The 24,412-nt window shown below is 50.3% G+C and carries 18 protein-coding genes and 2 pseudogenes; 4 read left to right on the forward strand and 16 right to left on the reverse strand.

What is annotated here, in order from left to right; genetic code table 11:
• The first annotated feature begins 309 nt into the window (after positions 1 to 309).
• Complete coding sequence (locus H70357_RS19965) at positions 310 to 1,887, forward strand: alpha/beta hydrolase (RefSeq protein WP_038593170.1); 1,578 nt, start codon at positions 310 to 312, stop codon at positions 1,885 to 1,887.
• A 12-nt stretch (positions 1,888 to 1,899) separates the two neighbouring features.
• Here the strand turns inward: H70357_RS19965 and H70357_RS19970 are convergent, their stop codons facing one another.
• The 6 genes from H70357_RS19970 to H70357_RS19995 all read right to left on the reverse strand — a co-directional run bounded on the left by H70357_RS19970 (position 1,900) and on the right by H70357_RS19995 (position 9,535).
• Positions 1,900 to 3,090 (reverse strand): beta-ketoacyl-[acyl-carrier-protein] synthase family protein, encoded by a 1,191-nt coding sequence (locus H70357_RS19970; protein WP_038593171.1) that lies wholly within the window; start codon positions 3,088 to 3,090, stop codon positions 1,900 to 1,902.
• Positions 3,091 to 3,245: 155 nt separating this feature from the next.
• Positions 3,246 to 4,340, reverse strand: a complete 1,095-nt coding sequence (locus tag H70357_RS19975; protein WP_038593172.1) for an NADH:flavin oxidoreductase — start codon at positions 4,338 to 4,340, stop codon at positions 3,246 to 3,248.
• A gap of 172 nt (positions 4,341 to 4,512) precedes the next feature.
• Entirely contained in the window at positions 4,513 to 5,358 is an 846-nt protein-coding gene (gene rhaD / locus H70357_RS19980; protein ID WP_038593177.1) for a rhamnulose-1-phosphate aldolase, read from the reverse strand.
• Between the two features lie 58 nt (positions 5,359 to 5,416).
• A complete protein-coding gene (rhaA, locus tag H70357_RS19985; RefSeq protein WP_038593179.1) occupies positions 5,417 to 6,673 on the reverse strand; it encodes an L-rhamnose isomerase in 1,257 nt (418 codons plus the stop codon).
• Positions 6,674 to 6,878: 205 nt separating this feature from the next.
• Entirely contained in the window at positions 6,879 to 8,357 is a 1,479-nt protein-coding gene (gene rhaB, locus H70357_RS19990) for a rhamnulokinase (protein WP_038593182.1), read from the reverse strand.
• A 26-nt stretch (positions 8,358 to 8,383) separates the two neighbouring features.
• A complete protein-coding gene (locus H70357_RS19995; RefSeq protein ID WP_038593185.1) occupies positions 8,384 to 9,535 on the reverse strand; it encodes an iron-containing alcohol dehydrogenase in 1,152 nt (383 codons plus the stop codon).
• 608 nt (positions 9,536 to 10,143) lie between these two features.
• On the opposite strand from H70357_RS19995, the gene H70357_RS20000 reads away from it, so the two are divergent.
• Entirely contained in the window at positions 10,144 to 10,899 is a 756-nt protein-coding gene (locus tag H70357_RS20000) for a DeoR/GlpR family DNA-binding transcription regulator (protein WP_038600046.1), read from the forward strand.
• A 182-nt stretch (positions 10,900 to 11,081) separates the two neighbouring features.
• Here the strand turns inward: H70357_RS20000 and H70357_RS20005 are convergent, their stop codons facing one another.
• The 5 genes from H70357_RS20005 to zwf form a co-directional block, all read right to left on the reverse strand.
• A complete protein-coding gene (locus H70357_RS20005; RefSeq protein WP_081965862.1) occupies positions 11,082 to 11,408 on the reverse strand; it encodes an IS3 family transposase in 327 nt (108 codons plus the stop codon).
• Between the two features lie 11 nt (positions 11,409 to 11,419).
• The gene (locus H70357_RS20010; protein ID WP_038593188.1) at positions 11,420 to 11,737 is read right to left on the reverse strand and encodes a transposase; all 318 of its coding nucleotides are present in this window, start codon (positions 11,735 to 11,737) and stop codon (positions 11,420 to 11,422) included.
• A gap of 632 nt (positions 11,738 to 12,369) precedes the next feature.
• Positions 12,370 to 13,659: an L-cysteine desulfidase family protein gene (locus H70357_RS20015; protein WP_038593191.1), complete on the reverse strand. Its 1,290-nt coding sequence runs from the start codon at positions 13,657 to 13,659 to the stop codon at positions 12,370 to 12,372.
• Positions 13,660 to 13,875: 216 nt separating this feature from the next.
• Positions 13,876 to 14,769 carry a phosphogluconate dehydrogenase (NAD(+)-dependent, decarboxylating) gene (gene gnd / locus H70357_RS20020; protein ID WP_038593194.1) on the reverse strand — a complete coding sequence of 298 codons (894 nt, stop codon included), beginning with the start codon at positions 14,767 to 14,769 and terminating at the stop codon, positions 13,876 to 13,878.
• A 71-nt stretch (positions 14,770 to 14,840) separates the two neighbouring features.
• A complete protein-coding gene (zwf, locus tag H70357_RS20025; RefSeq protein WP_052092149.1) occupies positions 14,841 to 16,379 on the reverse strand; it encodes a glucose-6-phosphate dehydrogenase in 1,539 nt (512 codons plus the stop codon).
• Positions 16,380 to 16,579: 200 nt separating this feature from the next.
• Here zwf and H70357_RS20030 point away from each other — a divergent pair, with 200 nt between their 5' ends.
• Positions 16,580 to 16,894 (forward strand): winged helix-turn-helix transcriptional regulator, encoded by a 315-nt coding sequence (locus tag H70357_RS20030; protein ID WP_038593196.1) that lies wholly within the window; start codon positions 16,580 to 16,582, stop codon positions 16,892 to 16,894.
• Positions 16,895 to 16,995: 101 nt separating this feature from the next.
• On the opposite strand, the gene H70357_RS37155 is transcribed toward H70357_RS20030, so the two are convergent.
• From H70357_RS37155 to H70357_RS37165, 3 genes and pseudogenes are all read right to left on the reverse strand, one after another.
• A complete protein-coding gene (locus H70357_RS37155) occupies positions 16,996 to 17,910 on the reverse strand; it encodes a LamG-like jellyroll fold domain-containing protein (protein ID WP_442950478.1) in 915 nt (304 codons plus the stop codon).
• Positions 17,911 to 17,916: 6 nt separating this feature from the next.
• A pseudogene (locus tag H70357_RS37160) lies at positions 17,917 to 20,403 on the reverse strand (LamG-like jellyroll fold domain-containing protein); the annotation flags it as partial.
• Between the two features lie 753 nt (positions 20,404 to 21,156).
• Positions 21,157 to 21,750, reverse strand: a pseudogene (locus H70357_RS37165) (S-layer homology domain-containing protein); the annotation flags it as partial.
• A gap of 457 nt (positions 21,751 to 22,207) precedes the next feature.
• Here H70357_RS37165 and H70357_RS20040 point away from each other — a divergent pair.
• A complete protein-coding gene (locus H70357_RS20040) occupies positions 22,208 to 22,402 on the forward strand; it encodes a hypothetical protein (RefSeq protein WP_038593200.1) in 195 nt (64 codons plus the stop codon).
• Between the two features lie 192 nt (positions 22,403 to 22,594).
• Here the strand turns inward: H70357_RS20040 and H70357_RS35965 are convergent, their stop codons facing one another.
• Both H70357_RS35965 and H70357_RS20045 read right to left on the reverse strand, forming a co-directional pair.
• The gene (locus H70357_RS35965) at positions 22,595 to 22,792 is read right to left on the reverse strand and encodes a DUF5605 domain-containing protein (RefSeq protein WP_269322570.1); all 198 of its coding nucleotides are present in this window, start codon (positions 22,790 to 22,792) and stop codon (positions 22,595 to 22,597) included.
• Between the two features lie 11 nt (positions 22,793 to 22,803).
• Complete coding sequence (locus H70357_RS20045; RefSeq protein WP_038593203.1) at positions 22,804 to 24,393, reverse strand: glycoside hydrolase family 43 protein; 1,590 nt, start codon at positions 24,391 to 24,393, stop codon at positions 22,804 to 22,806.
• Positions 24,394 to 24,412 lie beyond the last annotated feature (19 nt).

Below are 24,412 nucleotides of genomic sequence, written 5' to 3' on the forward strand. Positions count from 1 at the left end.
ACATACTAATAAACCCTCCTACTTTAATAAGTAAGAAGGTTCGTCTAAAGTTATTATTTCGTACATTTATTATCTGCGGATATACATCCGTAAATAGACCAAATCGAACTTGGAATCCTTGACGCAAATACAGTAAAACATCTTCATAGCTGCACATCATCTCCCCTGAAAAGTATTGCTTGTTCCAAGTTTAGCAAACCACCGCTACACATACGTTACACATTTCTACAAAAAACCACATATTACGATAAAATATTATATTTTTTTCAGATATAATCATTATATAATGCAACGTAGAGGGGTACAGTAATGGCTTATATTTCAAGACATGACATCGATATCCATTATGAATACGAGACGGCAAAAAACACCAGTGACCGCACAGAAACCTTGGTACTTATCCATGGTCTGGGGTTTGATCTGAGAAGCTGGGACTTTATGGTTCCATATATGACTGACAACTACCATATTGTAAGATATGATCTCCGGGGTCATGGATTAAGCGGAAGCTCCAAGACTACCCTTGATAAACTGGCCGCATTATTTGTCGAAAATTTGCGAATGCTGCTGGAAGATCTCCAGATTCAAACCTTCCATATCATCGCCCATGGGGCAGGGAGCATTATTGCCCTGTATTTTGCCAAAGCGTATCCGGATCGAGTAAGAAGCACTGTTCTTTTGTCGCTTCCCTTGTTCAATTCGTCGGGGACAGCCAATAAATATAAGGACTACCGCAAAAAGCTGATGACTTATCAATCCATGCTGGCGCTTGCAGACCACGTGATTCCTAACGCAACCCTTTATCCGCGCCATAGCGCAGAAACGGAAGCGCTGTACAGCGCTTTTGCCAAAGTCACCTTTGACGTTTATCTGGAACTGCTGGATTTCTTTGCTTATGCACATAACGAGATTATGGATCTGTTCAAACAGCATACTCATCCGACATTAATGTTGACTGGGGAACAGGACCCGATGTATCCTCCCTATCTGTCCAGCCTGATTGCATCCGCCAATCCGAATTGCCGGTTTATGACCTTATACAATGCATCCAACATGGTTTTTTATGATCAGCCGGAGGAAACCTTTAAACAAATTGAAGTCTTTCTGAACAGTAAGTGGATAAACAGGGCTCCTTTGGACCCTTTGCTGTTGAATTTGCATTCCGAATTTCTGGACATGGTTAACAATAATCCGGCCGGTAACGCCCCATCCGTACAATTGAAGATCAATTTACTCAACAGATTTACGGTTGCCGTAGATGATATTCCGATTATTAGTGGCTGGGGAAGGAGAAGCGCCAAGGATTTGCTGATTTATTTGCTGCTGAATCCCGTCGTCACCAGAGACCGGCTCTGTGAAGAATTATGGCGGGATATGGATCTTGTCAAAGCCAGAGGTCAGCTTCGGGTATGCCTCACCCATCTGAAGCAGTTGCTGAACAATGAGGTCACGAAACTGATCTACAGCGATAAACAGCAAATTTCCCTGCAGACTGCTGTGGACTCCGATGTGCTGACTCTGATGGCGGAGATTAACCGGGCTAATGAGGAAACTAATCCTGAACTGAAGGAACCACTGATTCATTCTGTTTTTGCGCAGATCCAGCCTGACCTATTCAGAAATCTAAACCAGGAATGGAACCTGCACCTGAGAGTCAAAATGGAGATTCAACTGGTTACACTTGCCCATCAGCAATCAGATTATCTCGCGTCTCAAGGCAAGTTCACTGCGGCTATAGCGTTTTTAAAATATGTACTTTTATTTAATGCGGAAGAGTTCGATGCCTACGAGCAAATCGCTAACCTGTATGAACAAAACCATCAAAAGCATGAAGCGAAGAAATGGCGGCTCAAGGCGGAACAATTGCAGCACACCAAAAGTATGTAAATTGTTAAATCATCATTGCTTCGTTAAATAGACACAGGCATTGTTGCCTCCGTATCCATGACTTGTAATCAGTACTTCGGATGTGGCTTTCGGGAGAGTCTTTGTGATTAATGGAAGATGCTCATAGCCAAGTTGATCTGTCCGGATGGTTCCGGGAATAAAATGATGCTGAAAGCCGAGCAAGGAGGCAATAATCTGCGCCAGGCCGCTGACGCTGAACGGATGGCCGATCAGCCCTTTGATCGAGGTCAGCGGTACTTCATGCTGAAAGATATCCCTGGAGACTATATCCTCGATTCTGTCATTAGCGTCGTAACCCAAGGCCTGGCTGTTAAAATAGTCAGGTCTTCTGTTGCCCAGCACATCATTTACCGCCCGCTTCATATTCCTTCCGGTTTTGTCCTGGCCATTCACCGATTCAGCGTCATTATTCGTAGACACGGTGTCTACATAGCCATAAATAGTTGCATTGCGGCTAAGCGCATGTTCCTCGGTTTCCAGAACCAGGCTGGCAGCCCCCTCCGACAGTATGAAGCCTTTGCTTTTTTTGTTGAACGGCGATCCGGAATTCCTGATGTCTTGATTGAATGGCAGCGCTCTTATTTTTCCGAACCCGTACACCGTCACTTTATTGTTGCTGCTATCCGCTGCACCTATAATCGCCGTGTTTATCTTTCCACTTTGCAGATACAGCATGGCGTCCTCCAGCGCTTCAAGTCCGGCAGTGCAGCCGGTCGTTACCGTCTTCGATATTCCTGTCAGATGAAAAAAGCTGGAGATGGAGGAAGCCAGACTGTGATAATGCACCAACCCGCAGCAGTAAACGGGCATTTCTCTGAACTTGCCGGCAGATGCGTAATGGACCATTTCCTCCAGCGGAGTTGTACCGCCCATGGTGGTTCCAAAGAACACCCCCGTCTTATTGCCAGGGTCCGTCAGATCTAGTCCAGCCATCGCTAGTGCTTCAGCGCTTGTACTAATGGCCAGCTTGGAGATTCTCGGCAGAACCCGGTACTGCTTATCCTCCAGCGTCCCCAAATCCCCAAGAACTTCACCAACCCATAAAGGCTCCTGATTCGGTGTAATATCATTTCTGGCCGTGAAATCATACTCGCCGCTGATCAAATGATCCAACAAATCGTTATTGTTCTCTCCGTTAGGAACCTTCACGCCAAAACCGGTAATTGCTATTCGCTTATTCATCGTTCCCCACCCTTTTCCTGATAATTAATAAAAAGAAAACACAAAGAGGACTTCTCCCACCTGCGCGTTTTGGATGCTCCGTCCAAAACTCTCCAATGCGGTTGAAGCCCTCTCTGCTCATAATTGCCTTCCTCCTAAAGTTAGCCGGCTGCCGTTCAGTTCAGTGTCTTTGTGGACTCGGACGTAAACGGAATGATCTCATCCATTCTGCCGCTTTGCACTTTGGCCGGCCACTGCGGATCACTGATCAGCGCTCTGCCGACCGCTACCAGATCAAATTCCGCTTGTTCCAGCTTTTCCAGCAGGCGTTCGATGTTATCTTCCTCATTTTCCTCCTTCACCGCACTGGTGAACTCGCTGTTGAGACCTACAGAACCTACCGTGATGGTTGGTTTGCCGGTGATTTTCTTCGTCCAGCCGGCCAGATTCAGCTCGGAGCCTTCGAACTCCGGCAGCCAGAAGCGGCGTGTGGAGCAGTGGAAGATATCGACTCCGGCATTGCTGAGCGGTGTCAGGAAACGGGACAGCTCTTCCGGTGTTTGGGCAAGCTTGGCAGAGTAATCTCCGCTCTTCCATTGCGAGAAGCGCAGCACAATCGGGAAATCCGGTCCAACCGCACGGCGGCAGGCATCAATAACCTCGACCGCAAAGGTAGTCCGCGCTTCAAGATCACCGCCATATTGATCGGTGCGCTGATTGGTCTTCTCCCAGAAGAACTGGTCGATCAGATAACCATGTGCCCCATGCAGCTCAATGCCGTCAAAACCGATCCGCTTGGCGTCTACGGCCGCCTGGGCAAAAGCAGCGATGATACCGTCGATCTCCTGCTGCGTCATCGGCTCTGTAATCTGCTGGCCGGCCAAATTCAGCCCGGATGGACCAATCGGCAGCGCTTCGGCATTCGGCAGCTCGCCAATGTTGCGGGCCATGCCGACATGCCAGAGCTGCGGAATGATTTTGCCGCCGGCGGCGTGAACTTCTTCCACAACCTTAGCCCAGCCGGCCAAAGCAGCCTCCCCGTGAATATTCGGAATATTCGGATGGCTGACGGCTGACGGATGGTTGATCGCTGTGCCTTCGGTTACAATCAGGCCTACTCCACCCTCTGTCCGTTTGCGGTAATACTCGGCAACCGCTTCGGTTGCTACCCCGTTCGGTGAATATGCCCGGGTCATTGGCGCCATTACGATCCGGTTTTGAAGTGAAAGCGTTCCAACCTGAAAAGGTGTAAACAATTTATCGGTATTCATATACTACCTCCATTTAATAATATAATTACTTTAAGTAAGGATATTATGACGCTAGTTGAAGGCAATTGCAAATCCTGGCAGCAGATCTTCAGGACAGCCGCTGCTGCGCAAAAAACCGGACAAAGGCAGATAATCTGCCCATGTCCGGTTGCCCTTCGCTATGATGTGTATTTTATAACTCCAGGATGCCGGCTTTGGGTGTAACATGGAAAGCCGCCGCCAGATCCGCCAGCTGGCGGTCGGTAATCTTCTGTTTGATTTCTCTGCCACCGATCAGGTTATAGACAATCGCCGCCTTCTCAATCGTTTCCACCAGACCAAAGGTAGCATCCATCGTGCCGCCGGTCACAAAAATGCCATGCTGCGGCCAGATAACTACCCGGTACTCCTTCATTTTATCGGCTGTGGCGCGGCCGATTTCACTGCTGCCGGGAACGATCCAAGGAATAACCCCCACGCCGTCTGGGAAAACCACCAGACATTCGGTGCACATTTCCCATAAGGTTTTGGTGAATTTCAGCTCATCCAGATCATGCGTGAAGGTCATGGCAATGACATTGGTAGCGTGGGTATGCAGTACGATCCGGTGGTTGGGGTCCACCTTCAGGCGCTCAATATGGCTCATGAAATGGGAAGCCAGCTCGCTCGTCGGCACGGCGTTGTTGCGCAGACCCCAGAGCACTTCTACGCTCTCGCCGCTGTCCGTGACACGCAGCACCCCGAGATTGGCTTCCGGGTCTTTGATTACATTCCGGAAATATTTGCCGGAGCCGGTGACGATGAAATATTTGCCGGCCAGCTCAGTGACCGGGAAGGTCAGGTTAATCGTCCGCAACGGTTCCCGTACGTTAATGTATTTAGCAACCTCATCCTCTTCCAGCAAATAGCTGACGTTACCGCCGTTCAGCTCATCCCAGCCGAGCGACCACATGTGATGGGTAATCTCCGACATTTCCTGAATAAATGGCGCCTCGATGCCGGCAATGTATCCTTTGGACTTCATTACAGATGTACTCATATGTCTTCTCTCCTTTATATACACTGCTTAATATAGTCAAGTCTTGGTTAGCCGTTGCCTATCTTGCCGCCAGCACTTCCTGCTCGTAGCTCTTGACCTCAGCCAGCCATTGTTCACGAACCGGTGTATTCTGCGAAGCGCAGTAATAATCCCAAACCGCGCCAAATGGATAGGACTTAAATTCTTCGACAAGTGCGAGCCGGGAAGTGTAATCACCGGCCAGTTCAACAGCCTTCAGCTCCGCTACTGGTTCCAGCATCGCACGCAGCAAGGCTTTGATCGTGTTGCGTGTGCCGATGACCCATGCCGCAATATGATTGATACTGCCGTCGAAGAAATCCAGACCGATATTCGTGCGCGGCAGCAAATCTCCGCGGACCAGCTCCCGGGCAATCTCCAGCAGTTCATCATCCATGGTCACCACATGGTCACTGTCCCAGCGGACCGGTCTGCTGACATGCAGCAGCAGCTGCTCGCTGAACATCAGAATGGAGGACAGCTTATTGGAAATCACTTCAGTCGGATGGAAGTGACCGGCATCGAGGCAAATCGCTTTCCCCCGGGTCAGCCCGTAGCCCATATAAAATTCATGCGATCCGACTACATAGCTCTCCGAACCGATGCCGAACAGCTTGCTCTCCACGGCATCAATATTATACTGTGGATCAATCTCTTCGCTGAACACTTCATCCAGCGATTCTTTCAGCCGCATCCGCGGCGCCAGCCGGTCCACCGGGGTATCCTTATAACCGTCAGGCACCCAGAAGTTGGTGACGCAGGGTTGTCCAAGCTCACGCCCGAAATGTTCGGCGATCCGCCGGGAAGCCTTGCAATGCTTAATCCAGAAGCTGCGGATGGCTTCGTCTGCATGGCTCAAAGTGAACCCGTCTGCCGCATTCGGATGGGAGAAGCAGGTCGGATTAAAATCAAGTCCAAGCCCCTGCTCCTTGGCCCAGTCTACCCACGATGCAAAGTGGCGCGGTTCCAGTTCGTCCAGATCCACCTTTTCATCTGTGTCGGCATAAATCGCATGCAGGTTGACCTTATGCTTGCCCGGAATCAGCGATAAGGCCTTCTCCAAATCCTGACGCAGCTCCTCTGGTGTGCCGGCGCGGCCGGGATAACTTCCGGTTACGGCAATCCCGCCGCTAAGCTCCTTATCCTTAAACAGAAAACCTCTAACGTCATCTCCCTGCCAGCAGTGCAGTGAAATCTTGATCTGTGCCAGCTTCTCCAGTACTTCATCCACATTAATGCCATGAGCGGCGTACAGTTTCTTGGCTTCGTTATAGCTGTTCATGATGCTCTGATCCATGGCGCATCCTCCTAAAAGTTTTGTGAGCATCTGCTCCATCGGTTTACTTCGGGCAAAACTCGCTTCGAAAGCATAGGCTTAGTTTTGTGAGCGATACTTCCGGGAATATTCTTCGAGCAAAACTTGCTCCGGAAGCATACGCTTAGTTTTGTGAGCATCTGCTCCATCGGTTTACTTCGGGCAAAACCCGCTTCGAAAGCGGAGCTTATGCGCCTTCACTTGTAGCCGTTTCCGCTGCATTCAGCTCCTCCCAGCGGACCAGCAGCTCGCCAAGCTGCGGCATAGGCCGGGGTAGATAGGATTTGATCTCAAACGATTGCCCGATCAGTGTTCTGGCCTCGTGAATGTCCGCGACCTTGCCCGACTGAATCAGCTGCACCGCAATATTCCCCAGTGCGGTGGCTTCAGTGGGTCCTGCAAGGACCTCCTTGCCGATTACGTCTGCGGTCAGCTGGCACAGCAGCTCGTTGTTTGCTCCACCGCCGACGATTTGCAGCACTTCGATGGCTGTGCCAGTAAGCGCTTCGAGTTCTTCCAGATAGCTGCGATAGGACAACGCCAGACTGTCAAAGATGCAGCGTGCCAGTTCACCCGGCGACTGCGGAACAGGCTGGCCGCTCTCGGCACAGAATAGGCGGATTTCTTCTATCATATTATCCGGATTCAAAAAACGCGGATCATTGCAGCCAATCAGGCTGCGGAAGCCTTCAGCGGCAGCGGCCTGTTCAGCCAGCTCAGCAAAGCTGTAGCGGCTGCCGTCCAGCCTGCGCACCTCCTGGATCAGCCACAGTCCCATAATGTTTTTGAGGAACCGGTAGGTGCCATAAGCACCCCATTCATTGGTATAGTTAGCTTCCCTTGCACTCCGGTTATTAATCGGCTGATCCAGTTGAGCGCCAAGCAGCGACCAGGTGCCGCTGCTGATATATGCTGACGATCGCCCGCTTTGCGCCGGGATGCCAAGGACGGCGGAAGCCGTATCATGGGTTGCCACGCAAATGAGCCGGCATTCCGGCAGATCATACTGCAGCATCAGTGAATCACTGATGCTGCCTAGATCTTCACCGGGCTCGGTCAGCCCGGCGAACTGCGCTCTTTCAAGCTGAAGCAACGCAAGCAGCTCAGGATCGAAATCACGGCTTGCGAGATTGAGCAGCTGAGTGGTCGAAGCATTGGTGACCTCGTTGATCTTCCGGCCGCACAATCTATAGTAGAGATAATCGGGCACCAGCAAAATCTGATCCGCCTTAGCCAGCTCCTCACGGTCATGGACATACAGCTGATATAACGTATTAAATGTTAACTGCTGAATCCCCGTCTTGGCATAAACAGCTTCCGGAGAAATGAGCTTCGCCACCTCTTCCATGACCCCATCCGTTCTGCGGTCCCGGTAAGCATATACCTCCTGGATTCGGTTTCCCTCAGCATCCAGCAGGACGTAATCTACCGCCCAAGTGTCAATCCCGAGGGTGCATTTCGTCACACCCCCTGCTTTTGCTTTTTGCAGCCCGGTAATGATTTGCTCCAGTAAATAATCCACATCCCAGAAGCAGGAATCGTCGCGCTCGGTGAATCCATTGCTGAAGCGGTGAATCTCCTCCAGGGTGAGACTCCCGTCCACGATGGTTCCGAGCACTAGCCGCCCGCTGGAGGCGCCGATATCGACGGCGATATGATTGTTCATAGGGAATCTCCTTATTAAAAGATGTTCTAGAGGATTTTGCGGAACAGGGCAATGACTTCTTCTTTGGTAGGAATGAATGGATTTCCTGGTGCACAGGCATCCTTCATCGCATTTTCAGCGAGCAGGTCAAGATCGACCTCATCTACACCCAGCTCGGATAATTTGGCCGGTATGCCGACTTCCTTGGACAGCGCCTTAATTGATTTGATTACGAAATCGGCACATTCCTTGTCGCTTTTGCCGTTCACCTGCAGGCCGATCGCCTTGGCGATACTTCTGAATTTCTCCGGTACATATTTGGCGTTTTCTTCTTCTACATATGGCAGCAGCATCGCATTGCACACCCCATGCGGCAAATCATATACTCCGCCAAGCTGATGCGCCATGGCATGCACATATCCGAGTCCGGCATTGTTGAAAGCCAAGCCTCCAAGGAAAATTGCGTAAACCATCTGCTCACGCGCTTCAATATCATGGCCATCTTTCACCGTGCGGGCCAGATTGGCAAATATAAGCTCCACCGCAGCTAATGCCGTTGCATCGGTGACCGGATAAGCTCCGGGCGTCACTAATGCTTCAACGGCATGAGTCAGGGCATCCATTCCTGTTGCCGCAGTAAGCGCGGCCGGCTTGTCGACCATCAGCTCAGGGTCATTCACCGAGATGGTGGCAATGCTGTTCTTATCCACCATAACCATCTTCACCTTGCGTTTCTCATCCGTAATGACATAGTTGATCGTCACTTCGCTTGAAGTTCCGGCGGTAGTGTTCACCGCAATAATAGGCAGCGATTTATGCTGTGACTTGTGTACACCTTCGTACTCTGCGATATGTCCGCCATTGGTAGCAACGATGCCGATGGCTTTGGCTGTATCCTGCGGCGAACCACCGCCGATGGACACCAGATAGTCGCATTCATGCTGCTTCAGAAAATCAACGCCGTCGTGGACATTTTTACAGGTCGGGTTAGGTTTGACTTCATCATATACGACATAATTAATTCCCGCTTCATCCAAAACAGCCAGCAGCTTACCGGCGATTCCGCTCTTGACCAGAAACTTATCGGTGACCACAAGCGCTTTCTGCAAATTCAGCTCTTGAATGTACGGCCCGATTTCCTTCAGACAGCCTTTTCCCATAATGTTGATAGAAGGAACATAATAAACATGAGTACTCATTGATTGACCAGCCTCCCAGGCAATTTATATACAGCGTTTACAAGTTAACACTCTTTCCTCTGCAAGCTTGGTTTCATTCGGCTGTGGCACTTCAGGCTGGTCTCTGAAGATTCGCAGCGGACCGGCTCTGGCGCTCCTCTAAGAGGCATGCGCTTTCAAAGGAATAATGATATCCTCATCGTATCGCCTTGAATCTTTGTTGTCAACATTTAAAATAATAATTATGTTGTTTTTATTTGTTTATTGTTTGTTTCGCGAAGGTTATAATAGAATTAATGTTGTTTCTCCTTAGTTTATTGCAAAACACAGATCGTTAGGTCTATATTTATAAAATAGTTCTATATAGATTGAACTTGAGAAAATACACTTAGGGAAAAGTGGCGGAGGAGAATTTTGGAACTGTAGGAGCGATAGCGTCCGCCTGAAAGCTTTCCGCAGGAAAGCTCGCTTCGAAAGCATAGGCAAGGTTTGGATTTCTACCGCGCGGTCTATTTCAAGAAATCCAAACCTAACAGCGGCTGGAAGTCCAATCATTCTCTGGAGTCACTGCCAACCCCAAAATAGAAAATCACAAGTTCAATCTATATAACTCCGGAAAGGTGATTATGATGCTCGCAGCTGAAAGACGCAAAAAAATAATAGATTTAGTGCATCAGGATAAAAGAGTTCTGGTCTCTGATTTAAGCCGCATGTTTGAAGTAACGGAAGAAACGATCCGCAGGGATCTGGAGAAGCTGGAAAAGGACGGCATTTTAAGCCGCACATACGGGGGGGCTATGCTGAATAGGCATACCAATGAGGATCTGCCGTTTGTCACCCGGGGTGCCATCAATACTGATATCAAACGCAACATCGCGCTTAAGGCGCTTGAGCTGATTAATGACGGTGACACGTTGATGGTCGATCCCAGCTCAACTTCCTTTGAATTTCTCAAGCTGCTGGGCAACAAAAACAATCTGACGGTCATTACGAATTCCATCAATATTTTGCATGAGTTCGCCAGCTCCGGTATGAATATCCTTTCCTCCGGCGGATCCTTGCGCCACCGTTCACTCTCTCTTGTGGGTCCTGTCGCCCATGACACGATCCAGCGGTACAACGTAGATACTGCCGTGATCAGCTGCAAGGGAATTGATATGGAACGCGGTATCACCGATTCCAACGAACCGGAGTGCGAGCTTAAGAAATACATGCTGCGCCAGGCCGAAAAGGTTGTGCTGCTCGCCGACCATACCAAATTCGACAAAACTGCCTTTACACAGCTGGTCCAGCTTAACCGAATCGACGTGCTGATCACGGACCGCAAACCGTCAGAAGCCTGGCTCAAGCGGCTCGCGAAGGAGAATGTTGAGGTGCTGTACTGACCTCTGCGGAAGGGCCTGGTCACTGAAAAAGATAGTTGTGGCAACAGGAAACGTATAAAAGCAATGGAAGGGCAAAAAGAGGCGATACGAGGATAATACTGGTGCAATTACAGAGCTGCAATAGGAGTGTTATAAAAAATAATTGCGGCACTTCCCTCCTTTAAGGATGAGAAAGGCTGCTCTTATTGGGATAGTTCATGCTTAGAGTCGGTAGTCTGTACACGGTAGGGTTTAGACACGACAGAGCGGAGCTTCATTTGCCGCATGTACACACTCACGGTGCGTTCAGTAACGGTATAGCCCTCTTTGTGCAGCAGACGAGTGATCTTCGGACTTCCATAACGCTTTTTATGATCGGCAAAATGATACTGGATTCGCTCCATGATCGCTGCTTTGCGGAGTTTCTGTGTGCTGGTTTCTCCCGTCCGCCACTTGTAGTAACCGCTCCTTGAAACGTGTAGGGTGTCGCACATCTTCTCCAAGCGAAACTCGGAGCGATGGTCCTCCATAAACTGGAATCTTAGTTCCTTGGTTTGCTGAAGATGTGCACAGCTTTTTTTACAATCGCCAGTTCTTCTTCTGTATCGGCAAGTTTGAGTTCTTTCTCCTGGAGCTGACGGGTCGCCTCTTTCAACTGTGCTTCGAGTTCCCGTACCCGGTCCATACTCGCCGCCGGTTCATTCTTTAGCTCCCGATATTGACCCATCCACTGATGCAGCGTACTTTTCGGGATGTTAAGCTCTTCCGCTAAGTCACCTAAGGTCTTCGTCTGTTCTTGAATGAACTTCACGGTTTGCTTTTTGAAATCTTCGTTATACCGTTGTCTTTGTTCTCCCATGTGAACACACCTCCGTTGCTATCATTATCGGTCCGTCCGTTAACGGGTGTCCACTATTTATTCTAATTGCAGCGCAATATGTGCATGGCGGCGGTTCTATACAATATGCATCGGACTCCAGTGACGTTATTTCGGAAAATACCCTGTTTCCGGTCACAAAGCGGACTCCAGAGATGTTATTTTTCATTCCCAGCGCCATTTCGCCGTTTTTTCCGTGAATAACGGCTATACGGTCCGTAAGAAAGACATTACAGCCTATTATTATAGAATAGCGGCTTTACGGTCCGTTAGCCGGTCTGGTAACGCAGAATGCTAAATCGTTTGAGCTTAGACAACAGTCGCATGTGTTGCATGTGTCGCGTCAGTCGCATCAATTCACGTCAGTCACGTCGGTCACATCAGTCTCATCAGTCACGTTGGTCGCATCATCCACGTCAGTCGCATCAATTCACGTCAATCACGCTTTCACATCAGTCTCATCAGTCACGTTGGTCGCATCATCCACGCCAGTCACGTCAATCGCATCAGTCGCATCAATCCACGTCAGTCACGGACGCCTTTCACATCAGTCACATATTCGCAGCATCCATAACATCAGACAGCAGCCTCGCTTCACTATCTAATCTGCCTGATTACATTACCTCTCCCTTAGACAGCATGATGTTAAGAATTGTCGTATCCGTTGCGGCAAGGCCTTCCTGGACTAGCCTCTCCATGTTGCGGATCGTATCTTCCACCTCTTCAAAAATCACCCCATCCCTATCGGTGGGCGAAATATTGTTCATGGCCAGTGTAGCTGCCTGAATTGCTGCATTAGTAGCCGTGGAGATTTTCAGCGCGCAGGTGGATTTCGCACCGTCGCAGATCATGCCTGACAATGAGGCTATCGTATTCTGTATCCCGTGCTTAATCTGCTCCAGGCTCCCGCCCATCAGATAGATGATCCCGCTGTTGGCCCCTACTCCGCCTGCGATGCCCGATCCGCATAGCGGGGACAGACGCCCGATATAATGTTTGACATGGACGGTGATCAGGTTGCTGAGGGCCAGTGCCCGCGCCAGCGTCTCCTCGTCTTTGTTCATGAGCCGGGCGAGCTCAATCACCGGCAGTGTACAGGCTATGCCCTGATTCCCGCTGCCTGCCGTTGTCATCACCGGCATTGCACTGCCGTCCATCCGCGCATCGGAGGCTGCAGCTGTAGCAGCGATAACCTTGTTGGCCACATCATTGCCAAACAGATTGACCGCCGATTGCTGCAACATTTTTTTACCAACCTGCAGCCCGTAATCTCCCCGCAATCCCTCATCGGAGATGGCCTTGTTCATTACCGCACCTTCCAAAAGAAACTGAAGGCTGGAGAAATCGACAGTCCGGACGAACTCAAAAATCCCGTCCAGGGAAACCGCATAAACCTCAGGGTCCATTTCCTCGGATCCCTCACAATCCGCCTTGTCTTTTGGCAGATCAAGTGCGATCCCATCCTTGGACAGAAAGATCACATGCGTATGCTCTTTGGCAATAATCGCTGTAGCTGTGTGGCTCTCACTGTGTACCCGCGCCTCAATATACAGTTTCTCGGGCGTGTTTTTCAGCTCCACTTCAAGCAGCTTCCGGTCAATGATCTCGTTGGCTTTACTAAGCTCTGCCTGGGACAGCCCTGACAATATCTCGAGCTTCTTATGGGAACGGTGAATCACCGCCCCCAAGGCAGCTGCAATGGGCAGACCGTTTTGTCCGGTACCCGGAATGCCTACACCCATAGCATTTTTAATAATATTCCCGCTAAGAAACAGCTGAATCGACGTGATTTCTTCCTGAACCAGCTCCGCTGCTAAGGAGACTGCATAAGCGACGGCGATCGGCTCCGTACATCCCTCCGCCGGAACTACTTCCTTTTTCAAAACATCCAATAAATTAACCATGTTCGATATCACCATTTCCTCTTGTTGTCGGAGCATTTCTTATATAGTACAGGAATATTGCCGAGAGATCGACCCTTCTTCTCTGGAAATTGTCCGTTCATGCCATTTCTCTGGCGGGTTTAACCTGTTTGGCATTACAAAAAAGCAGCAAGCCCCAATACCACGATGGTATTAAGTCATGCTGCCTATTGTTATCCTATGTGTTTCCAGAACTTCTTATTTGCTCTCCACTGCATGGCCGCCGAATTCGTTGCGCAATGCGGCGACCACCTTGCCGGTGAACGTATCGGTTTCAAGCGACCGGTAGCGCATCAGCAGCGCCATGGCGATGACCGGTGTCGCAGCCTGCAGGTCAAATGCCGTTTCCAGCGTCCATTTGCCCTCACCCGAGGAGTGCATAATCCCTTTGATCTCATCCAGCTTGGCGTCTTTGGAGAAGGCGCGTTCTATCAGCTCCATCAGCCATGAGCGGATGACGGAACCGTTGTTCCACACGCGGGCTACTTCTTCAAAGTTGAAGTCATAACCGCTTTTCTCCAGCACCTCAAAACCTTCGCCGATCGCAGCCATCATGCCATATTCAATCCCGTTGTGCACCATCTTCAGGAAGTGGCCGCTGCCAGACTTTCCGGCGTACAAATACCCGTTCTCCACAGAGGTATCACGGAACAGCGGTTCGACCACTGCCCAGGCTTCCTCGTCTCCGCCAATCATATAACAAGCGCCATTGCGGGCGCCTTCCATTCCTCCGGAGGTTCCTGCATCCAGGAAATAGATCCCCTCCTTGCTCAACGCCTCATGGCGGCGGATCGATTCCTTGTAATGTGAATTTCCGGCCTCGATAATGATATCGCCTTTGGACAGCAGCGGTGTAAGCTCAGCAATAACAGAATCGACAAACTGATGCGGAACCATAATCCAGGCAACCCGCGGGGTTTCCAGCTTATTAACAAGCTCGGCGAGACTTTTCGCCATAGCCGCACCTTTAGAACCCATCTCCTCCACAGCAGCGGCATTCACATCAAACGCTACAACTTCATGATCATGCTCCAGCAGGTTCTGGCCCAGATTGAAGCCCATTTTTCCTAAACCGACTAATCCTACTTTCATTAGATATCCCTCCGAAAATTATTAATTGGATCTTATAAAACCAAGTGCGCTAGTAGTTACAAAGGGCTTAATCAAGCACCCGGCCGGATGGCCACAGGATCGGTCTCATGAACATCATTCGGCTCATGCTGCTCCGCAGGGAGCTCTTCATCCAACCACCAATGATCCTCTCCAAGCAGCTCATCGGCCGCATCCGGTCCGTAGGAACCCGCAGCATACGAATGAAGCGGCAGAGTGCCTTCCTCAGTGGCTTCAATAATCGGCTGAACCCACTGCCAGGACAGCTCGACTTCCTCCCAATGGGCAAAGAAAGTAGCATCTCCAAGCAAAGCATCGTAAATCAGGTTCTCGTAAGCTTCCGGCAGATCCGGATTACCGGATTCATGCTTAATGCTGACCGGCTCCAGCTGCCCGTGCTGGCGCGGATTTTTGGTGTTCAGCTGCAGTGAGATACCTTCGCCGGGACCGATTTCGATCACCAGCAGGTTAGGATCAAGATCCAGCTTCCCTCTGTTTTTGTTATGCAAATCATTAAACGGTTCTTTGAACTCTATAACGATTCTTGTTGATTTCTCTTTCATCCGTTTACCGGTACGGATATAAAACGGCACCTCACTCCATAATGGATCATCAATCCAAAGGCGGGCCGCGATATAAGTCTCATTCTGCGAAGAAGCTTCAATTCCCGGCTCGGAAGTATAGCCGGCTACCTTGCTGCCCCGGATTTCACCGGCGGCATATTGTCCACGGACCACATGCCGGGCCACGTCTTCTTTCAGCAAGGGGCGCACCGAGCGGATCACATGCCGCTTCTTGCTGCGGACATCTTCCGGCGTACTGCCCTTGGGAAGCTGCATCGCCATCATCATCAGCAGCTGCAGCATATGGTTCTGGAACATATCGCGCAGAGCACCGGCTTTGTCATAATAACCTGCCCTTTCCTCTACCCCAACCGTCTCAGCGGCTGTAATCTGAACATTGGCGATATAGCGGTTCTGCCACAACGCTCTCAGCACCGGATTCGAATATTTCAGCACTTCAAGATTCTGGACCATCGGTTTACCCAGGAAGTGGTCGATCCGGAAGATTTCCTCTTCTGTAAAAGCTGCATTCAGGCTGTCATTCAGCTCCCGCGCCGATTTCAAATCTCTGCCGAACGGTTTCTCGATGATCAGGCGTTTCCAGCCTTTGGTGTCACCTAGTCCGCTTGTGTTAATGTTGCCGGCAATTGGCCCGAAAAATTCAGGACCTACAGACAAATAAAACATCCGGTTCTCCGGAATGTTCAGCAGTTCCTCACGGCGCTGCACATGCGCCAGCAATTTCTTATAATCCTCCGGACGTCCAACGTCCAGCACGCTATATTCAAAAGCCAGCAGGAAATCCTGCAGCTCCGCCGATTCTTCTACCTTCCGCCGGGAAAAGGTGCGCAGCGAATCCAGCACTTGCGCCTGGAAGGTTTCGTTACTGAGCTCTCTTCTGCCGAGACCAATGACCGAGAGAGGACCGGAAAGCTTGCCATCTGCGAACAAGTTATATAATGCAGGGTATATTTTACGTTTTGCCAAATCTCCTGTGGCGCCAAAAAGTACAAAGGTTGATGATTCCACTTTCATTCCTCCCGTTGTTGTCAAATGTTTATGAGGTTACTTATTATTACTCGCAAACTTTTATAACACCCATCATACGACTGCAAAAAGTATTCGTCAACCTCATTCTGACATTTACGAAAAGTACTTATTTTCACGAACTCTTCACTATGCTATAGTAAGGAGGATATTAATAATAACTGTGAGGGGTGGGAAAGGCAATGAAGCAGGATTTCAAACCGTTGCTCGCCAAGGTGGAACATGCCTATCATATCATCGGGAAGAAATGGGTTAATCTTATCATCCACGTTTTAATGGAAGGACCCAAGCGCTTCAGCGAGCTGCATGCCATCATCCCGGATTTAAGCAAACGAATGCTGAATGAACGCTTGAAGGAGCTTGAAGAGTGCGGGTTGCTAAATCGTGTGGTCATCCCGGACCGCCCCGTAAAAACGGAATATTCGTTAACGGAAAAAGGGCAGGAGCTTGGAGCAGCACTCTGCCATGTGGAGGTATGGGCGATGAAATGGTTATAGCTCCAGCCCCTTACCGTAAAAAAGAGGGAGTACCCAAGCCTTAACGGCTTCCGGTTCTCCCTCTTTTCGGGTTACTATTGTTTGCAAATGTCTGTTTCTTTTTAATTAATGTTCAGATTGTACTCTGCCAGCACGTCTTCCGCCGAAAGCGTATTGCTATAGACCTTCAGTTCGTCGATCAACCCTTTGAACGGTGGATTCCAGTAATTAATGCCCAGAGTGAATACGGCATTCTTATTGATAAACACATCCGGGAAGCCCGTGCCGGAGAATTTCTCCGATCCGTTGATGTACACTTTGACTTCACCTTCACGTACTGTAAAAGCAACATGTGTCCACTCATTCAGCGGGATTAGCAGACCGGTTAAAGCATCATACCAGGCCGTTCCTGACCATAGCAGCGTCTGGCCGCCGGCATTTTGCAGAACCAGGCTGATCCAGCTGTCCATGGTGCTTGCACCGAAAAAGGTGGTCGTGAAATCCGTCAGCTGCGCTGGATTTAACCACATGGAGACAGAGTAGGTGCTGCTGTTCAAAAGCCCGTCAGGCAGCCGGATACCGGATGTACCATCGAACACGGCCGCCTGTCCGGCAACACCTGTCCCATAGGTAATACTGCCGACCGTCGCACTGTCCACTTTGTCACCGGTTGCCTTGCCCGCCGCAGACAGCTGCAGCGAATCCAGTAAATTGCCGTCAAACGCATAATAAGCTATTTTCCCATCTGTAACCTTCACTTGATAGCTGGAAGTAACCGCGCTGCCATCTGTCGCCTTTGCAGTAATACTTGCATCCCCGACCTTCAGAGCCGTTACTACACCTGTCACAGCATCGACAACTGCGACCTCGGGAGTGCTTGAGCTCCACTCCAGCTGCTGGTTGCCGGCATTGGCAGGCAGTATGCTGACCACCGGGGTATAACTGTTGCCTGCAGCTACTTGTTGGACTGCTGTACCGAATGATATCGAAGTCACCTTCGTATCCGTTTCCGGCTCACCATTCACCAGCCAGCCCACGGCTTCCGGAGACAATGCTTTTTCATAGACCCGGAACTTGTCAACCAGGCCTTTGTACGGAATATCCCAATAGTTGACGCCGAGGGCAAACACGCCGGAATCATCTGTAAATACGTTGGTAAATCCGCTTTTCGTTGATTTCAGCACACCATTCACATACATTTTGACTGTGCCGGCATCGTAGGTAAAAGCCACGTGAGACCATTCACCTGCCTTAATCTGCAGGCCCGTATCCGCATCCATCCAGGCCTCACTGCCAAACCACAAGCGGGTGGTTGCGACACCGTTGCCGTAAGGAAGCAGGCTGATCCAGTTCGTATCGGACTTTGCTCCGAAGAACGCAGTCGTAAAGGCGGTCAGTTCATCCGGATTCAGCCACATGCCCACGGAATAGGAGCTTCCGGAAATCAGGCCGTTTGGCAAACGGATGCCGGATCTGCCATCCAATTGCGCTGCCTGTCCGTCTTCACCGCTTACATAAGTGATCGTACCGCCGGTGTTGTTCACCCGGTTCCCCGTTTCCGTCCCCGCTTCAAGCCGTCCGCCGCTTTCCTCGAGATTGCCCTCAAAGTCATAGGCGCCAACTAAACCGTCCTCCAGTTGACTGCCGCTAAGTGCTACAACACCTACTGTGAAGGTTTTGGTAGCGCTCGCCTGGCCAAGCCGAATCGTAGCCGTCAGTTCCACAGACGTGTCACCGCTGCCAACCTCCGGCCGTGTTACCTTCCCGTCATTTCCAACAATCGCTTCATTGGATGAAGACCAAGTTATCGCAATACCGCGTACGCCTTCGCTCGGCAGGGTTAGATCCTTATACACTTTACTTGTGTTGCCAAGTGTCAGGCCGCTTGTAGCATTGGCCACCAGCTGCTCATCGCTCAGCGTTTCCAGCGCGCTGCCCCAGACGGCAATCCCTTGATCCGACATGGCAGTGAAGGTCATGACATGATCTTGGCGCGTGGAATCCCACAGCTTGACGAAGACACCTTTGTACAGCCGTTCAACGGCAGTGCCATTTTGTGTCTCGTTGATGAGCAGGTCAGCATAATAATCGTCTTTCAGTTTCCAGGTCCCGGTCACCGATCCTGCAATGGTTCCGTCTGCCAGGAGTTCAATATCGGCGCTTGATTTGATTTTGGCGCTGATATCCTTGCCATGGTTGATGAACTGATAGGCACCGGCGATGTCTTCCGCCGCTACTTTGCCGATAGTTTCGCCGGAGTAACGGTGCGGCGCGACCACCGGCCAGCCGTCCTCGTTCATGAACATCTGGTGTACGCGAAGCTCATGAGCTTCGCCCCGGTAAGGGAACCGGGTATGGAAGAAGTTGAACGTCTTCCCGCTGTCTTCATCGTAATATACCGAATTATGGCCGGATGAGACATAGCCATAGACCGGGAACTCCGGATCGCCGTTCACGTTCGTGAACAGGAAGTTGCCCAGCAGCTTGTTGCCGTATGCCGAGTGGTCACCATCCGTGGTGAGCACCGCATCCTGCCCTGCTGCATCCTTGTAAGGACCGCTTGGGCTGCTCGAACGGAACTGCCGCATACTGTAGCCGCCATCTGCCGCAAGACCGCCATAGGTTACATATAAATAGTAGTAGTCCGTATTTTTGTCGTACATTACATACGGGCCTTCACCGGATTTATAATTGCCTCCCGAGATTTTGGTTCCAAAATAGCGGTCGATGATTCTGCCGTCCGCTGTCGTCCCGTCTTCTCCGGGATACTTGGGCCCGCCGGTTGCAGGATCAACCTCCAGCACGAAAATCCCGCCCGACCATGATCCGTAGGTCATCCACAGCTTGCCGTCCTTGTCATAGAACAGAGTAGGGTCAATTGCGTTTGTATACATTTTATTGTTATACGTACCATCGGTATTAAACCAGGCCGGATTCATTGCCTCCAGTGTTCCATCATCAATCAACGCCTGAATGTTGGTATTCGTCCATTTTTTGTTGACATCACTGTTCGCATCATAAGCTTCGCCTGCCGTGAAGCCGGAATACAGCACGGTTCCCCCGTAGGTGTAAGGTCCTTTAATATTTTGCGAAACGGCGTAGCCAATGGCTGAACGAATATAGGTGGAGGAAGTGGAATAATACATCATATAAGTGCCCTTGGTTCCATCCTCGTTAACATAGTCCTCATTCCAGAAAACATCCGGTGCCCAAACGGAGAAACCGCCTTTGCTGTCGGAATCGTTCTCCCCGGCCCAGGCGAAGGATTCCGCCAGATTCGCGGAAAGATCACCGTAGAGTGTATTATCCGGCGTTTTATAGCCGTTGGTGAAAGTGCTCCAATTCATCAAATCTTGCGACTCAGCCGCCTCGATATGCGAACCGAAGACATAATACGTATCGCCGTCCTTCACAACTGAGGGATCATGCACAGATACATTGCTGAACACCGGCGCGGTCGCTTCCGGCGAAACCACCGGTGTCGCCGTTGGTGACGGCGTTGGTTTCGCACTTGGTGTCGCACTTGGCATCGTACTTGGTGTAGCTGTCGGTGATATCGGGGTCCCTCCCCCGATGCCCGCAGTCGCTGTAGCAGTAGCCGTTGCCGCTGGTGTTTCCAGCTTGATCAGGGAGCTGTAGGCCGGGTCAAAAATCACCTTGCCGCTGCCTTGGACAGTAATCTGCTCCTTCACGCCGACCTTCAGATTTTTGATCTCCGTGCCCGCTTCCACACGCAGTCCCGTCTTACGGTTAAGCGTCATGTCAGTGATGCTGCCTCTGTTTAATACCAATGTCGGCTCACCCAGTGCATTCACGACTACCGAGTCGAAGCTGCCGCTAAGCTGTACCACCGAATTTTTGGACAATGTCTGTTCCAGTGTAATTTTACTGAAGCCCGTCCCGGTTGCAGCTGCATCCTCCTCAAGCTTGACGCCAGACTGAACAATGACGTCCGTTACAGCACTGCTGCCTTTGGCTATGACGCGCAGCTTCCCGTTCTTTTTGTTCACCACCAGCCTGGAAGCCGTCGAATTGCTCATGACAACGCTGTTTTCACCACCGCCAGTGACAACTATTTTGCCTGCAACCTTTACGTTGTCGAGGGTAATGTCCCCTTCAGCAATTCCTTCCGTGAGATACAAGTTGCCCGCGATGCTGGCGTTCTTGAGCTCCACTCCGGCGGTGCTGACAATAACGTTCCGGGCAGTCAAATCGCTGTAGGTTCCGCTCTTGAGGATGATTTGCCCGGACAGCTTGCTAATTAACCGCAGTGCCTCAGCTCTCGTTACCGCTCGTTTCCCCTTAATGCTGCCATCCTCGTACCCGCTGAGGAAACCGTCTCCCAGCAAAGTAAGTACAGCTTCCCTGCTCCACTCCGGCAGCTCCACGGCATCCTTCGGCGCGGCAGCGGCGGCTGAAGCATCAAGCTGGAACAACCGATACAGCATCACGGCCGCTTCCTGGCGGCTGACCGTTTGGGCGGGACGGAAGGTACCGTCGCCGTAACCCGACACAAAACCGGCTGATACCGCTTTCATAACCTCGTTATAATAAACGCTTCCTTCCGCAACATCACTAAACCTGCTCTCGCTCAGAGTCTGCAGATTAAATACTCTGCCTACAAGTGAAACCCACTCTGCGCGGGTGATATTCTGCTCCGGTTTATAAACACCGTTCCCATAACCCGTGAGCAGACCATTATCTACCCATGTCTGAAAATCATCCTGTGCCCAGTGGCCTGTATAGTCAGGCACTGAGATTTTGGTGGTAAGCTGCCCCGCCTTGTCATTATCTTTCACAGTCCCGGAAGCCGCCATGATCGGCGAAAGCACAAGCAGCAGCAGCGCAAGAAACGAAGACGTTAGCTTGCCAGTCATCTTGTTCAAATGTGAGATCCTCCGATTCTAAAAAATAGTCATGCCTGGTCTTGCGATTACAATATCAGGAAATTAGCGGACTTCTTTCTGGTATGCAGCACCTCCCCTTTTATCGCCCATAAATAAAACGCTTTCATGTAGTCATTAAAAAAATGTTCTGCCGTAAGGTTTTGTTTATTTCATATAAATAAAAACTAAACCATCATAAATCGGCTTGAACGGTTTTATTTTAACGGCACAATCGGCAATTAGTCAATTAGAATTTTATATTAAAATAAATCGTTTTATATTTATGTTGATTATAAACTTCAGCAAAATAAAAAATTGAAATGAAACGCTGTGATCCGCTTCAGGCTAGCAAATGTATGTATATCACTGCTACAGGAGTCGTTGACGAGGGAGTGCCTATGATACAATAAGGACACTAACGAAAGCCAAAATGTGGAGGTGAAAGATCGTGTCAAAGTTTGAAACAACCGGGGTCATCACGGCGAATGTGTACAAGGTAAGCCCGGAGCAGAAAGAACAGCTTGATCTTCTGGAAGAGGAACGACTTCAAAAGGCATGTGAGGAGGCAATACCGAATATTCTCAAGCGGTACGAACAGCGGCAGGAAGAGATCCGGCAGTTAAAGGATTCATCGAAGAAATAAGCAAAAACCGATGACTATTATAGATCGAGTCGGCATTAAATGATAACGGAAACATTTATTTCGTTGCTATATCAAAGAAGCCTGCAGGCACAAATGCGCATGCAGGCTTCTTTGATAACTATCCAGTACAGAATCAAAAAAACGCGATGATTGCACTCACCTTGCTTACCGCAAGCAATGGAAGTCCTTGAGCTAATTCACTGCGGTGATCCGCAAGGCCATATACTGCTTATCGGGCAGCTCGATGCGGTAATCTCCTCTTACTAACTCCTGCACAGCAGTGATGGTCATATTCCACGTATCGATAATTTCAATCCGGTAATCATGATCGGGTGGCAAAATCAGCTTCTTAAAAGCCGGCCGCTGATTGCCGTGCCCATTTCCTCTTATTGCCTACGCCATTATCCTTCCAGAGCTTTATATTCAAAAAAGTCAAAATACGCCTTTTTACTCTGCTGGTCCAGGTCCTGGGCGCAGACTCCTGCATAGGAGCCGGTAAACCCAAGTTTGCCGCCGAATTCATCGGACAGTGTGCCGAAATCAAGCGGTGTGCACATCGCTGTCCAGACCTCTCCATCCGGGGAAGCGTAAAACACGATATCCCGCCCGTTGATCTCTGCCTTGAGAAAATAGCGCTCCCAATCCTTCACCGAGATTTGCATGGAGGAGATTTCATCGTATTTACCGGCTCTGCACAGCACAACGCCAAGGCTTACGCCACGGATCTCATCGGCAGTTACCCGCAAATAATAATAGTCACTGTCATCGTAATAAAGTACCAGTCCCGCCATTTCCATCATGCTAACAGGCTTGAACTCCATACAAGTGGACACCCTGCAGGCAAAATGCTGGATCGGGCGGGCGATCATACTCTGATTATGCAGGGAAGCCAGCGATTCTCTGCCAGTCAGACGCAGAAAACCCGGACGCTCCGTCAAGCTGACCCATGAAGGATCAAAAGGAATACGAAGTCCCTGATAGGGATATCCCAGCTCTTCGCTGTCGAACTCATCGTGTTCCGGCAACGCTTCAAAGGGATGCGGCGGCAGATCCGGCGCCTCTGTCACAAGAGCAGGCAGCTTCCCGCCATGCGCCAGCCGCAGCCAACCGTCTTCGGTCCATACACAGCGCTGGATCGCCGTCTCTCTGCCGAGCGGATTCATCGTCCCTGTCCCGGGAATCGGGCGTGTGCACAAATGGGCCATATACCATTCGCCATTCTGTGTTTCCACCAGTGACCCATGACCAGCCTGCTGGAAGGGATAGTTCAAGTCATGGGCGGTCGTCATTATCGGATAATCGGGATCTGTTTCATAAGGTCCGGTCAAGCTGCGGCTTCTCGCCATGGTGACCATATGGTTCACACCTGTACCGCCTTCAGCAACAAGCAGATAGTAATAACCATTGCGTTTGTACAATTGCGGACCTTCCGTAACTCCGGTCGGCGTCCCTTTATAGATTTCGTGCACCGGACCGGTCAGCTTGCCGGTTGAGAGATCATATTCCTGCATAATAATACCGGAGAAATTGCTGTGGCTCTTGCGGAAATCCCAGCGCATATTTAGCAGCCATTTCCGGCCGTCTGTATCATGGAACAGAAAGGGATCAAATCCGCTGCCGTTCAGCCGGACCGGCTCACTCCATGGCCCCCTAATATCGGGCGCAGTAATGAGGTAGTTATGCAGATCCTTATACACACTCTTGCGGGATTTCACATCCGTAAACAGTAAATAATACAACCCGTTATCAAATGAAAGCGCCGGTGCCCAAATGGAGCCGGAACTTACGTTGCCGCGCAGATCAACCTGCGAAGACTCCGTCAGTACACGGGTAAGCGAGTGCCAGTGAATCAGGTCGCGTGAATGGTGGATCTCGACACCCGGGAACCATTCAAAAGTAGATGTAGCAATATAATAATCATCCCCAACCCGTAAAAAAGACGGATCGGGATGAAAACCGGTCAATACCGGATTCACAATCGGTTGCGCCATAAATTCTAAACCTCCAGGG

The organism is Paenibacillus sp. FSL H7-0357, assembly GCF_000758525.1.
Classification (GTDB): Bacteria; Bacillota; Bacilli; order Paenibacillales; family Paenibacillaceae; genus Paenibacillus_AQ.

Bases quoted from the DNA above. Each gene is read 5' to 3' on its own strand.
- H70357_RS20030 (WP_038593196.1), top strand. From the start codon at position 16,580: ATGAAGCAGGATTTCAAACCGTTGCTCGCCAAGGTGGAACATGCCTAT.
- H70357_RS20000 (WP_038600046.1), top strand. From the start codon at position 10,144: ATGCTCGCAGCTGAAAGACGCAAAAAAATAATAGATTTAGTGCATCAG.
- H70357_RS19975 (WP_038593172.1), bottom strand. From the start codon at position 4,340: ATGAATACCGATAAATTGTTTACACCTTTTCAGGTTGGAACGCTTTCA.
- H70357_RS19965 (WP_038593170.1), top strand. From the start codon at position 310: ATGGCTTATATTTCAAGACATGACATCGATATCCATTATGAATACGAG.
- rhaB (WP_038593182.1), bottom strand. From the start codon at position 8,357: ATGAACAATCATATCGCCGTCGATATCGGCGCCTCCAGCGGGCGGCTA.
- H70357_RS20005 (WP_081965862.1), bottom strand. From the start codon at position 11,408: ATGGAGGACCATCGCTCCGAGTTTCGCTTGGAGAAGATGTGCGACACC.
- H70357_RS19970 (WP_038593171.1), bottom strand. From the start codon at position 3,090: ATGAATAAGCGAATAGCAATTACCGGTTTTGGCGTGAAGGTTCCTAAC.
- H70357_RS20015 (WP_038593191.1), bottom strand. From the start codon at position 13,659: ATGGTTAATTTATTGGATGTTTTGAAAAAGGAAGTAGTTCCGGCGGAG.
- H70357_RS20045 (WP_038593203.1), bottom strand. From the start codon at position 24,393: ATGGCGCAACCGATTGTGAATCCGGTATTGACCGGTTTTCATCCCGAT.
- H70357_RS20010 (WP_038593188.1), bottom strand. From the start codon at position 11,737: ATGGGAGAACAAAGACAACGGTATAACGAAGATTTCAAAAAGCAAACC.
- H70357_RS19995 (WP_038593185.1), bottom strand. From the start codon at position 9,535: ATGAGTACTCATGTTTATTATGTTCCTTCTATCAACATTATGGGAAAA.
- rhaA (WP_038593179.1), bottom strand. From the start codon at position 6,673: ATGGATCAGAGCATCATGAACAGCTATAACGAAGCCAAGAAACTGTAC.
- gnd (WP_038593194.1), bottom strand. From the start codon at position 14,769: ATGAAAGTAGGATTAGTCGGTTTAGGAAAAATGGGCTTCAATCTGGGC.
- rhaD (WP_038593177.1), bottom strand. From the start codon at position 5,358: ATGAGTACATCTGTAATGAAGTCCAAAGGATACATTGCCGGCATCGAG.